15 protein-coding genes and 4 tRNA genes are annotated in these 15,001 nt (G+C 59.9%); 16 read left to right on the top strand and 3 right to left on the bottom strand.

Translation table 11 applies throughout. The features are described from left to right. The first annotated feature begins 10 nt into the window (after positions 1-10). The 11 genes from AACY30_RS02440 (at position 11) to AACY30_RS02390 (ending at position 8,711) form a co-directional block, all read left to right on the top strand. Positions 11-643: a phosphoribosylanthranilate isomerase gene (locus AACY30_RS02440; RefSeq protein ID WP_339471287.1), complete on the top strand. Its 633-nt coding sequence runs from the start codon at positions 11-13 to the stop codon at positions 641-643. Between the two features lie 244 nt (positions 644-887). Beyond that, positions 888-1,808 carry an acetyl-CoA carboxylase, carboxyltransferase subunit beta gene (accD, locus tag AACY30_RS02435; protein WP_339471286.1) on the top strand — a complete coding sequence of 307 codons (921 nt, stop codon included), beginning with the start codon at positions 888-890 and terminating at the stop codon, positions 1,806-1,808. Beyond that, the gene (gene folC, locus AACY30_RS02430; protein WP_339471285.1) at positions 1,805-3,112 is read left to right on the top strand and encodes a bifunctional tetrahydrofolate synthase/dihydrofolate synthase; all 1,308 of its coding nucleotides are present in this window, start codon (positions 1,805-1,807) and stop codon (positions 3,110-3,112) included. Before accD ends, folC begins: the two co-directional genes overlap by 4 nt. Then, positions 3,096-3,743 (top strand): SPOR domain-containing protein, encoded by a 648-nt coding sequence (locus AACY30_RS02425; protein WP_339539592.1) that lies wholly within the window; start codon positions 3,096-3,098, stop codon positions 3,741-3,743. Before folC ends, AACY30_RS02425 begins: the two co-directional genes overlap by 17 nt. Positions 3,744-4,000: 257 nt before the next feature. After that, entirely contained in the window at positions 4,001-4,558 is a 558-nt protein-coding gene (locus AACY30_RS02420; RefSeq protein ID WP_003192538.1) for a CvpA family protein, read from the top strand. A 41-nt stretch (positions 4,559-4,599) separates the two neighbouring features. Beyond that, a complete protein-coding gene (gene purF / locus AACY30_RS02415) occupies positions 4,600-6,105 on the top strand; it encodes an amidophosphoribosyltransferase (RefSeq protein ID WP_339420611.1) in 1,506 nt (501 codons plus the stop codon). A 65-nt stretch (positions 6,106-6,170) separates the two neighbouring features. Continuing rightward, entirely contained in the window at positions 6,171-7,382 is a 1,212-nt protein-coding gene (locus AACY30_RS02410; RefSeq protein WP_339437350.1) for an O-succinylhomoserine sulfhydrylase, read from the top strand. Positions 7,383-7,393: 11 nt separating this feature from the next. Next, a complete protein-coding gene (locus AACY30_RS02405; RefSeq protein WP_339539591.1) occupies positions 7,394-8,158 on the top strand; it encodes an SDR family oxidoreductase in 765 nt (254 codons plus the stop codon). 163 nt (positions 8,159-8,321) lie between these two features. Further along, a tRNA-Val gene (locus AACY30_RS02400) sits at positions 8,322-8,397 on the top strand. A gap of 55 nt (positions 8,398-8,452) precedes the next feature. Next, positions 8,453-8,529 (top strand) — tRNA-Asp (locus AACY30_RS02395). Between the two features lie 105 nt (positions 8,530-8,634). After that, positions 8,635-8,711 (top strand) — tRNA-Asp (locus AACY30_RS02390). 219 nt (positions 8,712-8,930) lie between these two features. Here the strand turns inward: AACY30_RS02390 and AACY30_RS02385 are convergent. Beyond that, entirely contained in the window at positions 8,931-10,214 is a 1,284-nt protein-coding gene (locus AACY30_RS02385) for an NAD(P)/FAD-dependent oxidoreductase (protein WP_314566789.1), read from the bottom strand. A gap of 184 nt (positions 10,215-10,398) precedes the next feature. On the opposite strand from AACY30_RS02385, the gene AACY30_RS02380 reads away from it, so the two are divergent. After that, positions 10,399-10,475: transfer RNA gene (locus tag AACY30_RS02380), tRNA-Val, on the top strand. 625 nt (positions 10,476-11,100) lie between these two features. On the opposite strand, the gene AACY30_RS02375 is transcribed toward AACY30_RS02380, so the two are convergent. Then, positions 11,101-11,286 (bottom strand): hypothetical protein, encoded by a 186-nt coding sequence (locus tag AACY30_RS02375; protein WP_339437348.1) that lies wholly within the window; start codon positions 11,284-11,286, stop codon positions 11,101-11,103. A gap of 9 nt (positions 11,287-11,295) precedes the next feature. Beyond that, entirely contained in the window at positions 11,296-11,841 is a 546-nt protein-coding gene (locus AACY30_RS02370) for a hypothetical protein (protein ID WP_339471282.1), read from the bottom strand. 338 nt (positions 11,842-12,179) lie between these two features. Between AACY30_RS02370 and AACY30_RS02365 the strand changes: the two genes are divergently transcribed. The 4 genes from AACY30_RS02365 (at position 12,180) to AACY30_RS02350 (ending at position 14,990) form a co-directional block, all read left to right on the top strand. After that, positions 12,180-12,896 carry a DUF969 domain-containing protein gene (locus AACY30_RS02365; protein WP_339420616.1) on the top strand — a complete coding sequence of 239 codons (717 nt, stop codon included), beginning with the start codon at positions 12,180-12,182 and terminating at the stop codon, positions 12,894-12,896. Beyond that, positions 12,893-13,843 (top strand): DUF979 domain-containing protein, encoded by a 951-nt coding sequence (locus AACY30_RS02360; protein WP_339471281.1) that lies wholly within the window; start codon positions 12,893-12,895, stop codon positions 13,841-13,843. The genes AACY30_RS02365 and AACY30_RS02360 overlap by 4 nt, the downstream gene beginning before the upstream one ends. 7 nt (positions 13,844-13,850) lie before the next feature. Then, positions 13,851-14,480 (top strand): pyroglutamyl-peptidase I, encoded by a 630-nt coding sequence (gene pcp, locus AACY30_RS02355; RefSeq protein WP_339471280.1) that lies wholly within the window; start codon positions 13,851-13,853, stop codon positions 14,478-14,480. 63 nt (positions 14,481-14,543) lie between these two features. Next, on the top strand, positions 14,544-14,990 hold the full coding sequence (locus tag AACY30_RS02350; RefSeq protein ID WP_339471279.1) for an anti-virulence regulator CigR family protein: 447 nt from the start codon (positions 14,544-14,546) through the stop codon (positions 14,988-14,990). The last annotated feature ends 11 nt before the right edge of the window (positions 14,991-15,001 follow it).

The raw sequence follows: 15,001 nt of genomic DNA, 5'->3' as shown, positions 1-15,001 counted from the left end.
TTTTCACGACATGTCAGCCGTTCGCAGCAAGATTTGCGGGATTACCCGCATAGAAGACGCGCTGGCGGCGGTCGAGGCGGGCGCGGATGCCATCGGTTTCGTGTTTTACGCCAAGAGCCCGCGGGCGGTGAATGTGTTGCAGGCGCGGGCGATCATTGCCGCATTGCCGCCGTTCGTGACCACCGTGGGTCTGTTCGTCAACGCCAGCCGGTGTGAGCTCAACGAAACCCTGGATGCCGTACCGTTGGACATGCTGCAGTTCCATGGCGACGAAACGGCGGAAGAATGTGAAAGCTATCAGCGCCCGTATATCAAGGCGTTGCGCGTCAAGGCCGGGGATGATATCGCGGCGGCGTGTGCCGCCTATGGTGGCGCTCGCGGGATTCTGCTCGACACCTACGTCGAAGGCGTGCCCGGCGGTACCGGCGAGGCGTTTGATTGGTCGCTGATTCCCGAAGATTTGAGCAAACCGATCATCCTGGCTGGCGGGCTCAACCCTGCGAATATCGCAGCCGCGATCGAACAGGTTCGGCCGTATGCCGTGGATGTCAGTGGTGGGGTAGAGCAGGGCAAGGGCATCAAGGACCACAGCAAGATTCGCGCATTCATGCGGGCCGTGCGCAACAGCGGTGGTGGGATGTGACGGCTGGCAGTCTGCCGCCGTCCATAACTACCACTGTGTAAAACAGCCCGGCGCCGCCTGTGGGTGGCCCGGAAATGAAGTGGCAACCCTGCGCTGGCAGGTTGTCTGGAAGGCTGAGGGTGCATGCAGGAAATGGCCGGTCGAACGTCTGACCCCGTCCAGCATGTGTCATCGCCACATATGAATTTAGCTCAAGGGCATACGCGGGGCTGTGTTCAAGCCACCGGTACTGGAGAAAGAAAGCATGAGCAACTGGTTAGTAGACAAACTGATCCCTTCGATCATGCGTTCCGAGGTGAAGAAAAGCTCGGTTCCTGAAGGTCTGTGGCACAAGTGCCCATCCTGCGACGCGGTGCTGTATCGCCCCGAGCTTGAAAAGACCCTGGACGTTTGCCCCAAGTGCAACCACCACATGCGTATTGGCGCGCGCGACCGCATCGACATTTTCCTGGATGCTGACGGCCGCAACGAACTGGGCGCTGATCTGGAGCCAGTTGACCGTCTCAAGTTCCGTGACAGCAAGAAGTACAAGGACCGCTTGGTCGGTGCGCAGAAGCAGACCGGCGAGAAAGACGCGCTGATTTCCGTCAGCGGCAAATTGCTCGGCATGCCAGTTGTGGTGTCGGCGTTTGAGTTCTCCTTCATGGGGGGGTCCATGGGGGCCATCGTCGGTGAGCGCTTTGTCCGCGCGGCCAACTATGCCCTGGAAAACCGTTGCCCGATGATCTGCTTCGCCGCCTCCGGTGGGGCTCGTATGCAAGAAGCCCTGATTTCCCTGATGCAAATGGCCAAGACCTCCGCGGTACTGGCGCGTCTTCGCGAAGAAGGCATCCCGTTCATCTCCGTGCTCACTGACCCGGTCTACGGCGGTGTTTCCGCCAGCCTGGCAATGCTGGGTGATGTGATCGTCGGCGAGCCAAAGGCCCTGATCGGCTTTGCCGGCCCGCGCGTGATCGAGCAGACCGTACGCGAAAAGCTGCCCGAAGGTTTCCAGCGCAGCGAGTTCCTGCTGGAGCACGGTGCTATCGACCTGATCATCCCGCGCAGTGAGCTGCGCCCGCGCCTGGGCAACCTGCTGGCGCAAATGATGGGCCTGCCTACGCCTGTCTACGTCGCGCCTAAAGTCGAGCCGATTGTGGTGCCGCCGGTGCCTGCAAACCTATGACCCAGCGCACCCTGGGCGAATGGCTTGCCTACCTTGAGCAGTTGCATCCCTCCGCCATCGACATGGGCCTGGAGCGTTCGCAACAGGTAGCGGCCCGCCTCGGGTTGGGTCGTCCGGCGCCGCGCGTGATCACGGTAACCGGCACCAACGGCAAAGGCTCTACCTGTGCCTTTGTCGCGGCGCTGCTCCAGGCCCAAGGGCTGAAAGTTGGCGTCTATAATTCCCCGCACCTGCTGCGTTACAACGAGCGGGTGCAACTCAATGGCGTCGAAGCCACTGATACGCAACTCTGCGAAGCCTTCGCCGCACTCGATGCGGGCCGAGGCGAGATTTCCCTGACTTATTTCGAGATGGGCACCCTGGCGGCGTTCTGGCTGTTTGAGCGTGCGCAACTGGATGTGGTGGTGCTGGAAGTCGGTCTGGGCGGGCGTCTGGACACGGTCAATGTGGTGGATGCCGACCTGGCGCTGGTCACCAGCATTGGCGTGGACCACGCCGACTACCTGGGTAACACCCGTGAGTCCGTGGCTTATGAAAAAGCCGGGATCTTCCGCCAGGGCAAGCCTGCGCTGTGTGGTGACCTAAATCCGCCGCATACCCTGCTGGACAAGGTGCGCGAGCTGGGTTGCCCGTTCTTCCTGCGCGGCCGCGAATTCAATCTTGAGATCGGTGAGCAGCACTGGCAATGGCGTGGGCTCGATGCCCGTGGCCAGGCGGTGGAACTGCGTGACCTGCCGCTATTGAACCTGCCATTGGAAAACGCCGCGCTCGCGCTGCAAGCCTATCTGCTGCTGGATCTGCCGTGGAATGCCGAGCAGATTGCTGCCACATTGCTGGCGACTCGCGTGGTAGGGCGCCTGGATCGTCGTGCGTTCGAATGGCAGGGCAAGCGCCTGAACTTGCTGTTGGATGTGGGGCACAACCCCCATGCGGCCGAGTACCTGGCTCAGCGCCTTTCACGCACGCCGCAGGTCGGTCGTCGTCTTGCCGTATTCGGTCTGCTGGCGGACAAGGACCTGGATGGCGTGGTCGCGCCCTTGTTGGGCAGCGTCCAGGCCTGGGCTGTGGCGCCGCTGGATACTTCGCGTAGTCGCCCGGCTGCTGAGCTGGAACTGGCGTTGCAGAACCTTGGTGCACCTGTGGCGTCGTATACAAGCGTCACCGAGGCCCTTGAAGCGCAGTGCGCCGTTGCTACGCCCGACGATGAAATTCTATTGTTCGGGTCATTTTATTGCGTTGCCGAGGCGCTTGAGTGGTTAGCCCGGCGCTCCACGGAGGAAGCTGCACATGGCATTACTGGATAGCGCGTACAAGCAGCGAATGGTCGGAGCCTTGGTTCTGGTAGCGCTGGCGGTGATTTTCCTGCCGATGCTGTTCTCTCGTCAGGACGAAGCGCGCCAGGTCGTGGTTGAGGCTCCGGCCGCGCCACAAGCCCCGGCGGTGCCGCAGGTTCAGGTCGAGTCTGTGGTCGTGCCTGAGCCCCAGGCCTTGCCGGAAGAAGAGCCTGTGCCGACGGATGATGAAGTGGCTGCGCAGCAAGCACCGTCGATGCCGGTGCAGCCAAGCGTGCCAGTGGTCAAGCCGGCACCCGCTGCGAAGCCTGTCGCGCCTGCACCTGCGCCCAAGCCGGTAGCACCGCAGCCCGCCGCACCGGGCAAGCCGGATGTGGGCCAGAGTCGTATCGATCCGAATGGCTTGCCGATCAGTTGGTCGATTCAAGTGGCCAGCCTGGGCAGCCGCGAGGGCGCCGACGCCTTGCAAAAGAAGCTGCGTAGCCAGGGCTATAACGCCTATATCCGTAGCGCCGACGGCAAGAACCGCGTGTTTGTCGGGCCGTTGATCGAGCGTGCCGAAGCGGATCGCCTGCGGGACTTGCTGGATCGCCAGCAGAACCTCAAGGGTTTTGTGACCCGCTTCCAGCCTGAGCGCGGCTGATACCGCCAGCACTTGGTAGGGATGCAAGCCAAACGTGGGAGCTGGCTTGCCTGCGATGACGCCGGATCAATCAACAGTGATGTTGAATGTGCCGGCCCCATCGAAGGCGAGCCAGCTCCCACATTCGTTTTGTGGTGGGCTTGAAATCGCGTTGGCTCGCCACAAACTATTGATTTGCAAAGCAGCCGCAATCACAGCTTACCGACAGCCCAGCGCTCTGCTAAAATGCGCCGCCTCATCTGTCCGTAGGCTGCACTGTGCCATTTACCTGGGTTGATTGGGCGATTGTTGCAATTGTCGCCATCTCCGCTTTGATCAGTCTAAGCCGCGGCTTCGTAAAAGAAGCACTGTCGTTGCTGACCTGGATCATCGCAGGAGTCGTAGCCTGGATGTTCGGCGGTTCATTGTCGGTCTACCTGGCCGGATACATCGAGACACCTTCGGCCCGCGTCATCGCGGGCTGCGCCATCATGTTCATCGCCACGCTGCTGGTGGGGGCAATGGTCAATTATCTTATTGGCGAGTTGATACGTGTCACCGGCCTCTCCGGGACCGATCGATTTCTCGGCATGGCCTTTGGCGCTGCGCGTGGTGCGTTGCTGGTGGTCGTGGCAGTCGGGCTGTTGAGCCTGGGGCCGGTACAGCAGGATTCGTGGTGGCAGGAGTCGGTACTCGTGCCAAAATTTCTATTGGTTGCAGATTGGTCCAAGAACCTCATTTTGGGGTGGAGCAGTCAGTGGCTGGCCAGCGGAATCAGCGTACCCGCTGATCTTCCGTTCAAGGAACACCTCTTACCGGCCAAAACGCCTCAGTAAGCTGGGTTCAGTCAAGATTCATTAAGTAGGGGTTGCGTCGCATGTGTGGCATCGTCGGTATCGTCGGTAAGTCGAACGTCAATCAGGCGCTGTATGACGCGCTAACCGTCCTCCAGCACCGCGGCCAGGACGCTGCCGGTATTGTGACCAGCCACGACGGCCGGTTATTCCTGCGCAAGGACAATGGCCTGGTGCGTGACGTGTTCCACCAGCGTCACATGCAGCGCCTGGTCGGGCACATGGGCATTGGCCATGTGCGTTACCCGACTGCCGGCAGCTCGACGTCTGCCGAAGCTCAGCCGTTTTACGTCAACTCGCCTTACGGCATCACGCTGGCTCACAACGGTAACCTGACCAACGTTGAACAGCTGGCCAAGGAGATTTACGAATCTGACCTGCGCCACGTCAACACTAACTCTGACTCGGAAGTGCTGCTCAACGTGTTCGCCCACGAACTGGCCCAGCGCGGCAAGCTGCAGCCGACCGAAGAGGATGTGTTCGCTGCCGTGACTGACGTGCACAACCGTTGCGTCGGTGGTTACGCCGTTGTCGCCATGATCACTGGTTATGGCATCGTCGGCTTCCGCGACCCGCACGGCATCCGCCCGATCGTGTTCGGCCAGCGTCACACCGACGAAGGCGTCGAGTACATGATCGCTTCCGAAAGCGTGTCCCTGGACGTCCTGGGCTTCACCTTGATTCGCGACCTCGCGCCGGGCGAAGCGGTGTACATCACCGAAGACGGCAAGCTGCACACCCGCCAGTGCGCCGTGGCGCCGAAACTCACCCCGTGCATCTTCGAACACGTCTACCTGGCGCGTCCGGATTCGATCATCGACGGCGTTTCGGTGTACAAGGCACGCCTGCGTATGGGCGAGAAGCTGGCTGAGAAGATCCTGCGCGAGCGTCCTGAGCATGACATCGACGTGGTAATCCCGATTCCGGACACTAGCCGTACCGCTGCGCTGGAATTGGCCAACCACCTGGGTGTCAAGTTTCGCGAAGGCTTCGTGAAAAACCGCTACATCGGCCGTACCTTCATCATGCCGGGCCAGGCGGCGCGCAAGAAGTCGGTTCGCCAGAAGCTCAACGCGATCGAGCTGGAGTTCCGCGGCAAGAACGTGATGCTGGTGGATGACTCCATCGTGCGTGGCACCACCTGCAAGCAGATCATCCAGATGGCCCGCGAAGCCGGTGCTAAGAACGTGTACTTCTGTTCTGCCGCGCCTGCCGTGCGTTACCCGAACGTTTACGGTATCGACATGCCGAGCGCCCATGAACTGATCGCCCACAACCGTTCGACCCAGGATGTTGCCGACCTGATCGGCGCGGATTGGCTGATCTACCAGGACCTCCCGGACCTGATCGAAGCGGTCGGCGGTGGCAAGATCAAGATCGACCAGTTCGACTGCGCCGTGTTCGACGGCAAGTACGTGACCGGGGATGTCGACGATGCCTACCTGAACAAGATCGAGCAGGCGCGTAATGACTCGTCGAAGATCAAGACCCAGGCGGTCAGCGCGATCATCGATCTGTACAACAACTGAGTGACAACCGGCCCTGAGGGGCCGGTTTTGTATCTTAAATAAAGAATTGAGTAAGGAGTGGCAGCATGAGTCAGGAATGGGATGCCGGTCGGTTGGACAGCGACCTCGATGGCGTAGCTTTCGATACCCTGGCTGTGCGCGCCGGCCAACACCGCACGCCGGAAGGTGAGCACGGTGATCCGATGTTTTTCACGTCCAGCTACGTGTTCCGCACAGCGGCCGACGCCGCTGCGCGCTTTGCTGGCGAAGTGCCGGGTAACGTCTATTCGCGTTACACCAACCCGACCGTGCGCGCGTTCGAGGAGCGTATCGCGGCGCTTGAAGGTGCTGAGCAAGCGGTGGCCACGGCGACCGGCATGGCGGCAATCCTGGCGGTGGTGATGAGCCTGTGCAGCGCCGGCGACCATGTGCTGGTGTCGCGCAGCGTGTTTGGGTCGACCATCAGCCTGTTCGAAAAGTACTTCAAGCGCTTTGGCATTGAAGTGGACTACGTGCCCCTGGCGGACCTGTCCGGCTGGGACGTTGCGATCAAAGCCAACACCAAGTTGCTGTTCGTCGAGTCGCCATCCAACCCTTTGGCTGAGCTGGTGGATATCGCCGCGTTGGCCGAAGTCGCTCACGCCAAGGGCGCGATGCTGGTGGTCGACAATTGCTTCTGCACCCCGGCGCTGCAGCAGCCGTTGAAGCTGGGCGCGGACATTGTTGTGCACTCGGCCACCAAGTTCATCGACGGCCAGGGTCGTTGCATGGGCGGTGTGGTCGCCGGTCGCAGTGAGCAGATGAAAGAGGTCGTCGGCTTCCTGCGCACCGCTGGCCCGACCTTGAGCCCGTTCAATGCCTGGATCTTCCTCAAAGGCCTGGAAACCCTCAGCCTGCGCATGAAGGCCCATTGCGCCAACGCCCAGGCCCTGGCCGAGTGGCTGGAGCAACAGGACGGTATCGAGAAAGTGCATTACGCCGGTCTTAAGAGCCACCCGCAACACGCGTTAGCCCAGCGCCAGCAGCGTGGTTTCGGTGCCGTGGTGAGCTTCGAAGTGAAGGGCGGCAAAGACGGCGCCTGGCGCTTTATCGATGCCACTCGCCTGATCTCCATCACTGCCAACCTGGGTGACAGCAAGACCACCATCACTCACCCGAGCACCACCTCCCACGGGCGCCTGGCGCCACAGGAGCGCGAGGCGGCGGGTATCCGTGACAGCCTGATCCGCGTTGCGGTGGGCCTGGAGGACGTTGCCGACTTGCAGGCTGACCTGGCTCGCGGGCTGGCGGCCTTGTGATCGAGTGGTCCATGGATACGGCGGCAGCCAGTAACGGGCGTGTCGCGCTGGTGACAGGCGCGGCGCGGGGCATTGGCCTCGGGATTGCCGCGTGGCTGATCAGCGAAGGCTGGCAAGTCGTGTTGACCGACCTGGACCGCGAGCGCGGTTCCAGGGTGTCCAAGGTGCTGGGCGAAAACGCCTGGTTTATCACCATGGACGTGGCCGACGAGAAGCAAGTGGCCCAGGGCGTCGCCGAAGTGCTCGGGCAGTTCGGGCGCCTGGACGCGCTGGTGTGCAATGCGGCGGTCGCCGACCCGCGCAACATTACCCTGGAAAGCCTGGATCTGGCTTACTGGAATCGGGTGCTGGCTGTGAATCTCAGTGGGCCGATGTTATTGGCCAAGCACTGTGCGCCGTATCTTCGTGCCCATGGCGGTGCCATCGTCAACCTGGCGTCGACGCGGGCTCGCCAGTCGGAGCCGGACACCGAAGCCTATGCGGCGAGCAAGGGTGGCCTGCTGGCGCTGACTCACGCCTTGGCCATGAGCCTTGGGCCGGAAGTGCGGGTCAATGCGGTCAGCCCTGGCTGGATCGATGCGCGTGATCCCGCAGCCCGTCGCGCAGAGCCGCTGAGTGATACCGATCACGCCCAGCATCCGGCGGGCAGGGTGGGTAAGGTCGAGGACGTGGCGGCGATGGTGGCGTGGTTGCTGTCGCGCCAAGCGGGGTTTGTCACCGGGCAAGAGTTTGTGGTGGACGGTGGCATGAGCAAGAAGATGGTCTATGAGCAGTGAGGGGCAGTTGCAAGCTTCAAGCTGTAAGTGAAAGCCGGTTTTCGGTAGCTTTTAACTTGCAGCTTGAAGCTTGCAACTTACAGCTGTTTTTGAAAAAAAACTCAATCCTGCTATTGACTTAGGTCCGCTACCTGCGTAAATTTCGCGGCCTCAACGAAGCAAAGGGTGATTAGCTCAGCTGGGAGAGCATCTGCCTTACAAGCAGAGGGTCGGCGGTTCGATCCCGTCATCACCCACCACTTCTTGAGAGTTTTGCTTCAGGGCAAGACGCAACGTTAAAGGTTGCACCGACGCGCAGCGGTAGTTCAGTCGGTTAGAATACCGGCCTGTCACGCCGGGGGTCGCGGGTTCGAGTCCCGTCCGCTGCGCCATATTTTCCAGGCTTGATCTATCAGGCTTGAGATTGAACAGCCAAGGCTGATCGATCAGATGTTTAAAGACAGTTGAGGGTTTACGTTCAACTGGTCAAGCGATACGCAGCGGTAGTTCAGTCGGTTAGAATACCGGCCTGTCACGCCGGGGGTCGCGGGTTCGAGTCCCGTCCGCTGCGCCATATCTGCTTCAAGGCCCACTGAACGCCTTGAAGCACAAAGAAAGCCTTTGGCTGCTTTGATCCGATAGCAAAGACCCTGGTCGAAAGACCGGGGTTTTTTGTGTCTGCGATTTGGCTTATGTGGGAAGCGGGCTTGCTAGCTAAGGCGGTTCGTCAGTCAATATTTCCAGTGACTGAACCACCGCATTCGCGAGCAAGCCCGCACACAGTTGGATAGCGTTAGAAGCCCAACTTGTCGCGCAGCCCGTAATACCAGGCCCCAAGCGCCGCAAACGGCGTGCGCAGCAGTTGCCCACCCGGGAACGGGTAGTGCGGCAGGTCAGCAAACGCATCAAAACGCTCTGCCTGGCCTCTCAGCGCCTCCGCCAGTACCTTGCCCGCCAGGTGCGTGTACGTCACGCCATGGCCGCTGCAGCCTTGCGAGTAGTAAATGTTGTCACCCAGCCGACCAACTTGCGGCAAGCGCGACAAGGTCAGCAGGAAATTGCCGGTCCAGGCGTAGTCGATTTTCACGTCTTTGAGCTGCGGAAAGGCCTTGAGCATCTTCGGACGGATGATTGCCTCGATGTTTGCCGGGTCGCGTGCGCCATACACCACGCCACCGCCGAAGATCAGGCGCTTGTCGCTGGTGAGGCGGTAGTAGTCGAGCAGATAGTTACAGTCTTCGACGCAGTAATCCTGCGGCAGCAACGTCTTCGCCAACTCATCGCCCAGCGGCGCCGTGGTGATTACTTGCGTGCCACACGGCATTGATTTGGCGGCCAGTTCCGGTACCAGGTTGCCCAAGTAGGCATTGCCCGCGACGATGATGAACTTGGCCCTGACCTTGCCCTCGGCGGTGTGCACCACTGGGTTGGCGCCGCGCTCGATGCGCACTGCTGCCGATTGCTCGTAGATCGTTCCGCCCAGCGATTCAACTGCTGCTGCTTCGCCCAAGGCCAGGTTGAGCGGGTGGATGTGCCCGCCACTCATGTCCAGCAAACCGCCGACGTAGTTGTCACAGGCCACCACTTCGCGGATGCGGCGTTCGTCCAGTAACTCCAGCTGCGTGTGGCCGTAGCGTTCCCACAGGCGCTTTTGCGACTCCAGGTGGCCCATGTGCTTGCTGTTAAGTGCGGCGAATACCCCGCCGTCCTTGAGGTCGCACTGGATCTGATACTTGGCGACGCGTTCACGAATGATCCTGCCGCCCTCAAACGCCATCTGCCCCAGCAACTGCGCCTGCTGCGGCCCGACGCTGCGCTCGATCACGTCGATATCACGGCTGTAGCTGTTAACGATCTGCCCGCCGTTTCGGCCCGAGGCGCCAAACCCCACCTTGGCGGCTTCCAGTACCGTCACGCGAAAACCGTTCTCCAGCAGAAACAGCGCGCTGGAAAGGCCGGTATAGCCGGCGCCAATCACGCACACGTCGGTTTCGACCTCGCCTTGCAGTGCCGGGCGAGGTGGAACGGTATTCGCGGAAGCGGCGTAATACGACTGGGGGTAGGGGGTGTTCGCCATCCTGGAACCTCTGTTTTATATTTTTTACGAGTGCGCTGATCCTACCTGAGTTGAAAATTGCCTGCCAGCCACCCGAAATTCACGCGTGGGCTCCACGCCAATAAAAAATTCGCATATTCATAGGGTTAGCTGCAAAAAAGATGTTGACACCCCTCCGGAATTCCGTAGAATGCCGCCTCACAGCAGGCACGTAGCTCAGTTGGTTAGAGCACCACCTTGACATGGTGGGGGTCGTTGGTTCGAGTCCAATCGCGCCTACCAAACAAAATCCGCTCTGCTGGGCGGTCTAGAAGGGCTCACCGAAAGGTGGGCCCTTTTTTGTTTTTGTGTCGCATTCCGGCGTGCTCTATACACCGAGCTCCCGTCTCGCGCAGCCTTGTTCGTCCCGGGCTTACAGTGCTAGGTTCGCTGGGTTAAACCCAAAAAGGCAGTGCAGTGGCCCGCTACTTCAAACGTCCAGGCAGCGACCAGATTGAATACGTCGATTCGTTTCAGGTTCTGGCGATATAGTTTCTGGGTTTCCCTGATCTCCGCTTGGCCGGACTCTGGCGGCATTTGTTTATCTGGATGATCGTCATAGGGCTGAGTTTTATCGCAGGCCCGCCTTGGATGGCAATCCTAAGTGCCGGTTTGCCAATCATCTACTGCTTTTTGATACGTAAAATTGTGGCGGATGAGTCTTTGAAGAAGGGCTGGGTGGAGGTGGCTGATCCAAAGCTCACACTCAAGGTGGTTTCGCCAGCCTCCGAGTCACCTGCAGAGTAGGTTTTTCAATGCAGGCCCAGCTATTCGCTGGGCTTTTTGCATGTTGAACCCCGCAAGTATCCCGCCACTATAAACAGGGTTTTTGAGGTCAGTCGCGCCGCTGGAAACCGAAGCGACAGCCTCAGCCGTTCCCTCCAAGAAATGCCTGCAGCACCACCAGTTCAACCACCGCGACCAACAGTAAAAACATTACGAATCCGAATGAGAACACGCGTTTTCGCCGTGGCGGGGTGCGGTCGCTTGCGATATCTAGATATCTGAGCACCAGGTCGATCAGCTTCCAGGTCAGCTCGAAAAATTCGCTCACAAGGACGGCTTACTTCGCCTTGGCACTCTTGATATCGCTGATCATCTGCTTGGCAATCGCCTGCACCTGCTTCTGCGTCATGGCCGAGGCAATGCCTTCCCAGGCGGACGATGAGGTGTCGTAGGTGCGCGAACCAATCGGTGCGCCGGATTTCAGGTCGGAGTAGTCGGCGCGGGAGAAGACCCAGGCGTTACCGACCAACACTCCGGCGACATACCGCGAGCCCGGCTCGATGTAGCGGAACTTGCTCACGTTGATGCTGATGGCTACACCTTCCTCATCACTCGGTGCTACAGCAGGGCTTTCCGTGACATTGAAACCGGCCTGGCGGGCTTCTACCTGGAGCGCGTTGTTCCAGTCGCGCTTGAGTAGGTTCCAGTCCGGATTTTGCTCGACCGGGCCTTCGCCCTTGATGCTCACCACGAGGTTGTGTTTGGCGGAATCCGAGATGGTCAGCGCGGCGCTACCACCGCTTTTTACCTTGGCGGCGCAGCCACCCAGCATGGATAAAGCAACGGCGCAGGAGAGGGCGATCAGGATTTTTTGGGCTTTCATTGAATTTCCATATCCACAGCAGTATTGAGTGAAGCGTGCGCGGGTTGCCAGCACACGGCTGATAAACGGGCGGCGCTAAGATGCGCGAATTCTTCCCGGTCTGTCCACACCTTGCTACGTACGCGCGACTCAATCACCCACAAAATTTATTGGTTTGCAGCAACAATTTTTCTTGTTGGACACCTCCCGCCCCAGCCAGCAAAGTTGCCGCCACTGACGCTCGACCTTCCGGGTCAACAATAAAAACCGAGCCGACTGCACGCCACTTCTTGCTGTGAACCCTTTGTTCACATCCTGCTGTAATGGCGCCGCAGCGCGCACTAAAGGACCTCTCCGCCATGCAAACTGTTGTGAACTTATGGCCGTTGATCGGCGTACTTGTGATCGTGGTTGGCTTTGTCTTGCGCATCAACCCTCTGCTGGTGGTCACCGCCGCCGCTATCGCCACCGGTTTTGCCGCCCATTTTCCACTGGAGAAAATCCTTGCCACCATGGGCGATGGCTTCCTTCAGACCCGAGCTCTGCAGTTGATTCTGTTGTTGCCCCTGGCGGTCATCGGCCTATTGGAGCGCCATGGGCTGCGCCTGCATGCGCAGAACTGGATTGCACGGTTCGAGCGCGCCACGGTCGGGCGCTTGTTGATCATTTACCTGTTTGTGCGCGAATCCACGGCCGCCATGGGCTTGACCAGTCTGGGTGGGCACCCGCAGATGGTGCGCCCGTTACTGGCGCCAATGGCCGAGGGTGCGGCGGAAAAACGCTACGGCAAGCTGCCAGACAAATTGCGTCACAAGGTGTTGGCCATGTGCGCCGCGACAGACAACGTCGGGCTTTTTTTTGGTGAAGACATCTTTGTCGCCTTTGGCGCCATCGCATTGATGCACACCTTCCTGCTCGGCTCAGGGATTGATGTGGAACCTCTGCACATCGCGGTGTGGGGCATTCCTACGGCGATCTGCGCGTTTATTATCCATGCGATCCGTCTGCATCGGTTTGACCGAAGGCTCACCCGTGAGATGACGTCTGCCGCCACCCCCGTGGAGGCCGCGCAATGATCATTTCCATTCAATACCTCTACTGGCTGGCCGGGGTTCTGCTGTTGATCACGGCGGGCATGATCGTGATGGACAGAACCCATCCCAAGCGCTGGTCCAGTGCGTTGTTCTGGCTGTTGTTCGCCATTCCGTTCCTGATCGGTGAACGCTTGCCGTCGGTGGTTATCGGTGTCGGCATCGTGGTCATGGCATTGATCGCCGGCATGGGCGGCGTCGGACGTGGCAAGCATGTTGAGCTGCATGAAAAGGCTTCGCGTGCCAGTGCCGGTCGGCTGGGTCACAAACTGTTTATCCCTGCGTTGGCCATCCCCCTGACCACGGTGATCGGCTCGGTGTTGCTCAAACACACCGAAATCGGCGGCACACCGCTGTTGGACCCGAAAAACACCACCTTCGTCTCCCTCGGCATCGGCTGCCTGATCGCCCTCGGCCTTGCCTGCTGGCTGACCCGCGATACGCCGGTACAAGCCTTGCGCGAATCCCGCCGCCTCACAGAAGCCCTGGGCTGGGCCATGGTGCTGCCGCAAATGCTGGCGATGCTCGGCTTGCTGTTCAACGAAGCTGGGGTCGGCACGGCTGTAGCGCATGTCACTACCACCTATATCAACCTGGATTTCAAGTTGGTGGCGGTGATGGTCTACGTGCTGGGCATGGCTTTGTTTACAGTGATCATGGGGAACGGCTTCGCGGCGTTTCCGGTGATGACTGGCGGCGTCGGCGTGCCGGTACTGGTGGGAATCTACGGCGGTAACCCGGCGGTGATGGCAGCGATCGGCATGTTCTCCGGCTACTGCGGGACCTTGATGACGCCCATGGCCGCCAACTTCAATATTGTGCCGGCTGCGTTACTGGAGCTGCCGGACAAGAACGCGGTGATCAAGGCCCAATTGCCGACCGCGCTGATGATGCTGGTGGTCAATATCGTACTGCTTTACCTGTTGATGTGAGGTTGAGATGCAAACTGTACTGCTGACGGGCTTCGAGCCCTTTGATCAAGACCCGGTGAATCCTTCCTGGGAAGCTGTGCGCCAACTGGATGGCGTGCTGCTGGGAAGCGATGTGCAGATTGTCGCGCGTCGGCTGCCTTGCGCCTTTGCGACCGCTGGCGAGTGCCTGACCCAGTTGATCGATGAGCTGCACCCGGCGATGGTGATCGCCACCGGTCTGGGGCCGGGGCGTAGCACTATCTCGATGGAGCGGGTGGCGATCAACATTAACGATGCACGCATCCCCGATAATCTGGGCGAGCAGCCTATCGATACGGCAGTCTTGGCTGGCGGCCCGGCAGCCTACTTCACGACGCTGCCGATCAAGGCGATGGTCAAGGCTGTGGGCAAAGCCGGAATTGCGGCATCGGTATCGCAAACAGCAGGCACCTTTGTGTGCAATCAGGTGTTCTATCGGCTGCAGCACCAGTTGGCGGGGTCGGGCGTGCGCAGTGGCTTTATCCATGTGCCTGATGTTTACGGGGCATGCCAGCCGCCGATGGTGCTGTCGACCCTGGTCGAGGGGTTGCGCATCGCGGTGTCTGCGGCATGGCAAACCTCGACGGATATAGTCGAAGTGGGCGGTCAGGTCAGTTGAGGGCTGGGCGTGAGCGCCAACCTTCAACTACAGTTCAGGGGCACCCACTCCACGGTAATCGCCATGATCAAGTCTCTGAAATGCGTGTCTGTCGTGCTTTCGCTTTTCTTGTTTGCTGGCAGTGGTATGGCCCTGGCCGATCCTGGTAATGGCAAGGGGCAGGGGAACAATAAAGGCAATAGCTCGGTCGGGCAGGGGCATGACAAACCCAAAGGCAAAGGCGCATCGGGTAGTCACGGCCCCAGTGTCGATCGAGGCAGGGTACTGAATGTATTGGGTGGCTACCGCAACTACTGGAGCCCGGGGCCAGCCTTGCCCCCCGGTATCCAGAAGAACCTAGCGCGCGGTAAGCCATTACCGCCGGGCATCGCCAAAAAACTGGATGGTCGTTTATTGGGCCAGTTGCCCCGTTATGATGGGTATGAATGGCAGCAAGCAGGTACCGATCTGATATTGGTGACCATTGCGTCGGGCATCATTTACGAAGTACTCAATGGCGCCTTTGACTGACGGGGCAAACG

The organism is Pseudomonas sp. RA_5y_Pfl1_P24, assembly GCF_963970945.1.
Taxonomy (GTDB): Bacteria; Pseudomonadota; Gammaproteobacteria; order Pseudomonadales; family Pseudomonadaceae; genus Aquipseudomonas; species Aquipseudomonas tritici.
This window is presented reverse-complemented; position numbering and strand designations above follow the sequence as displayed.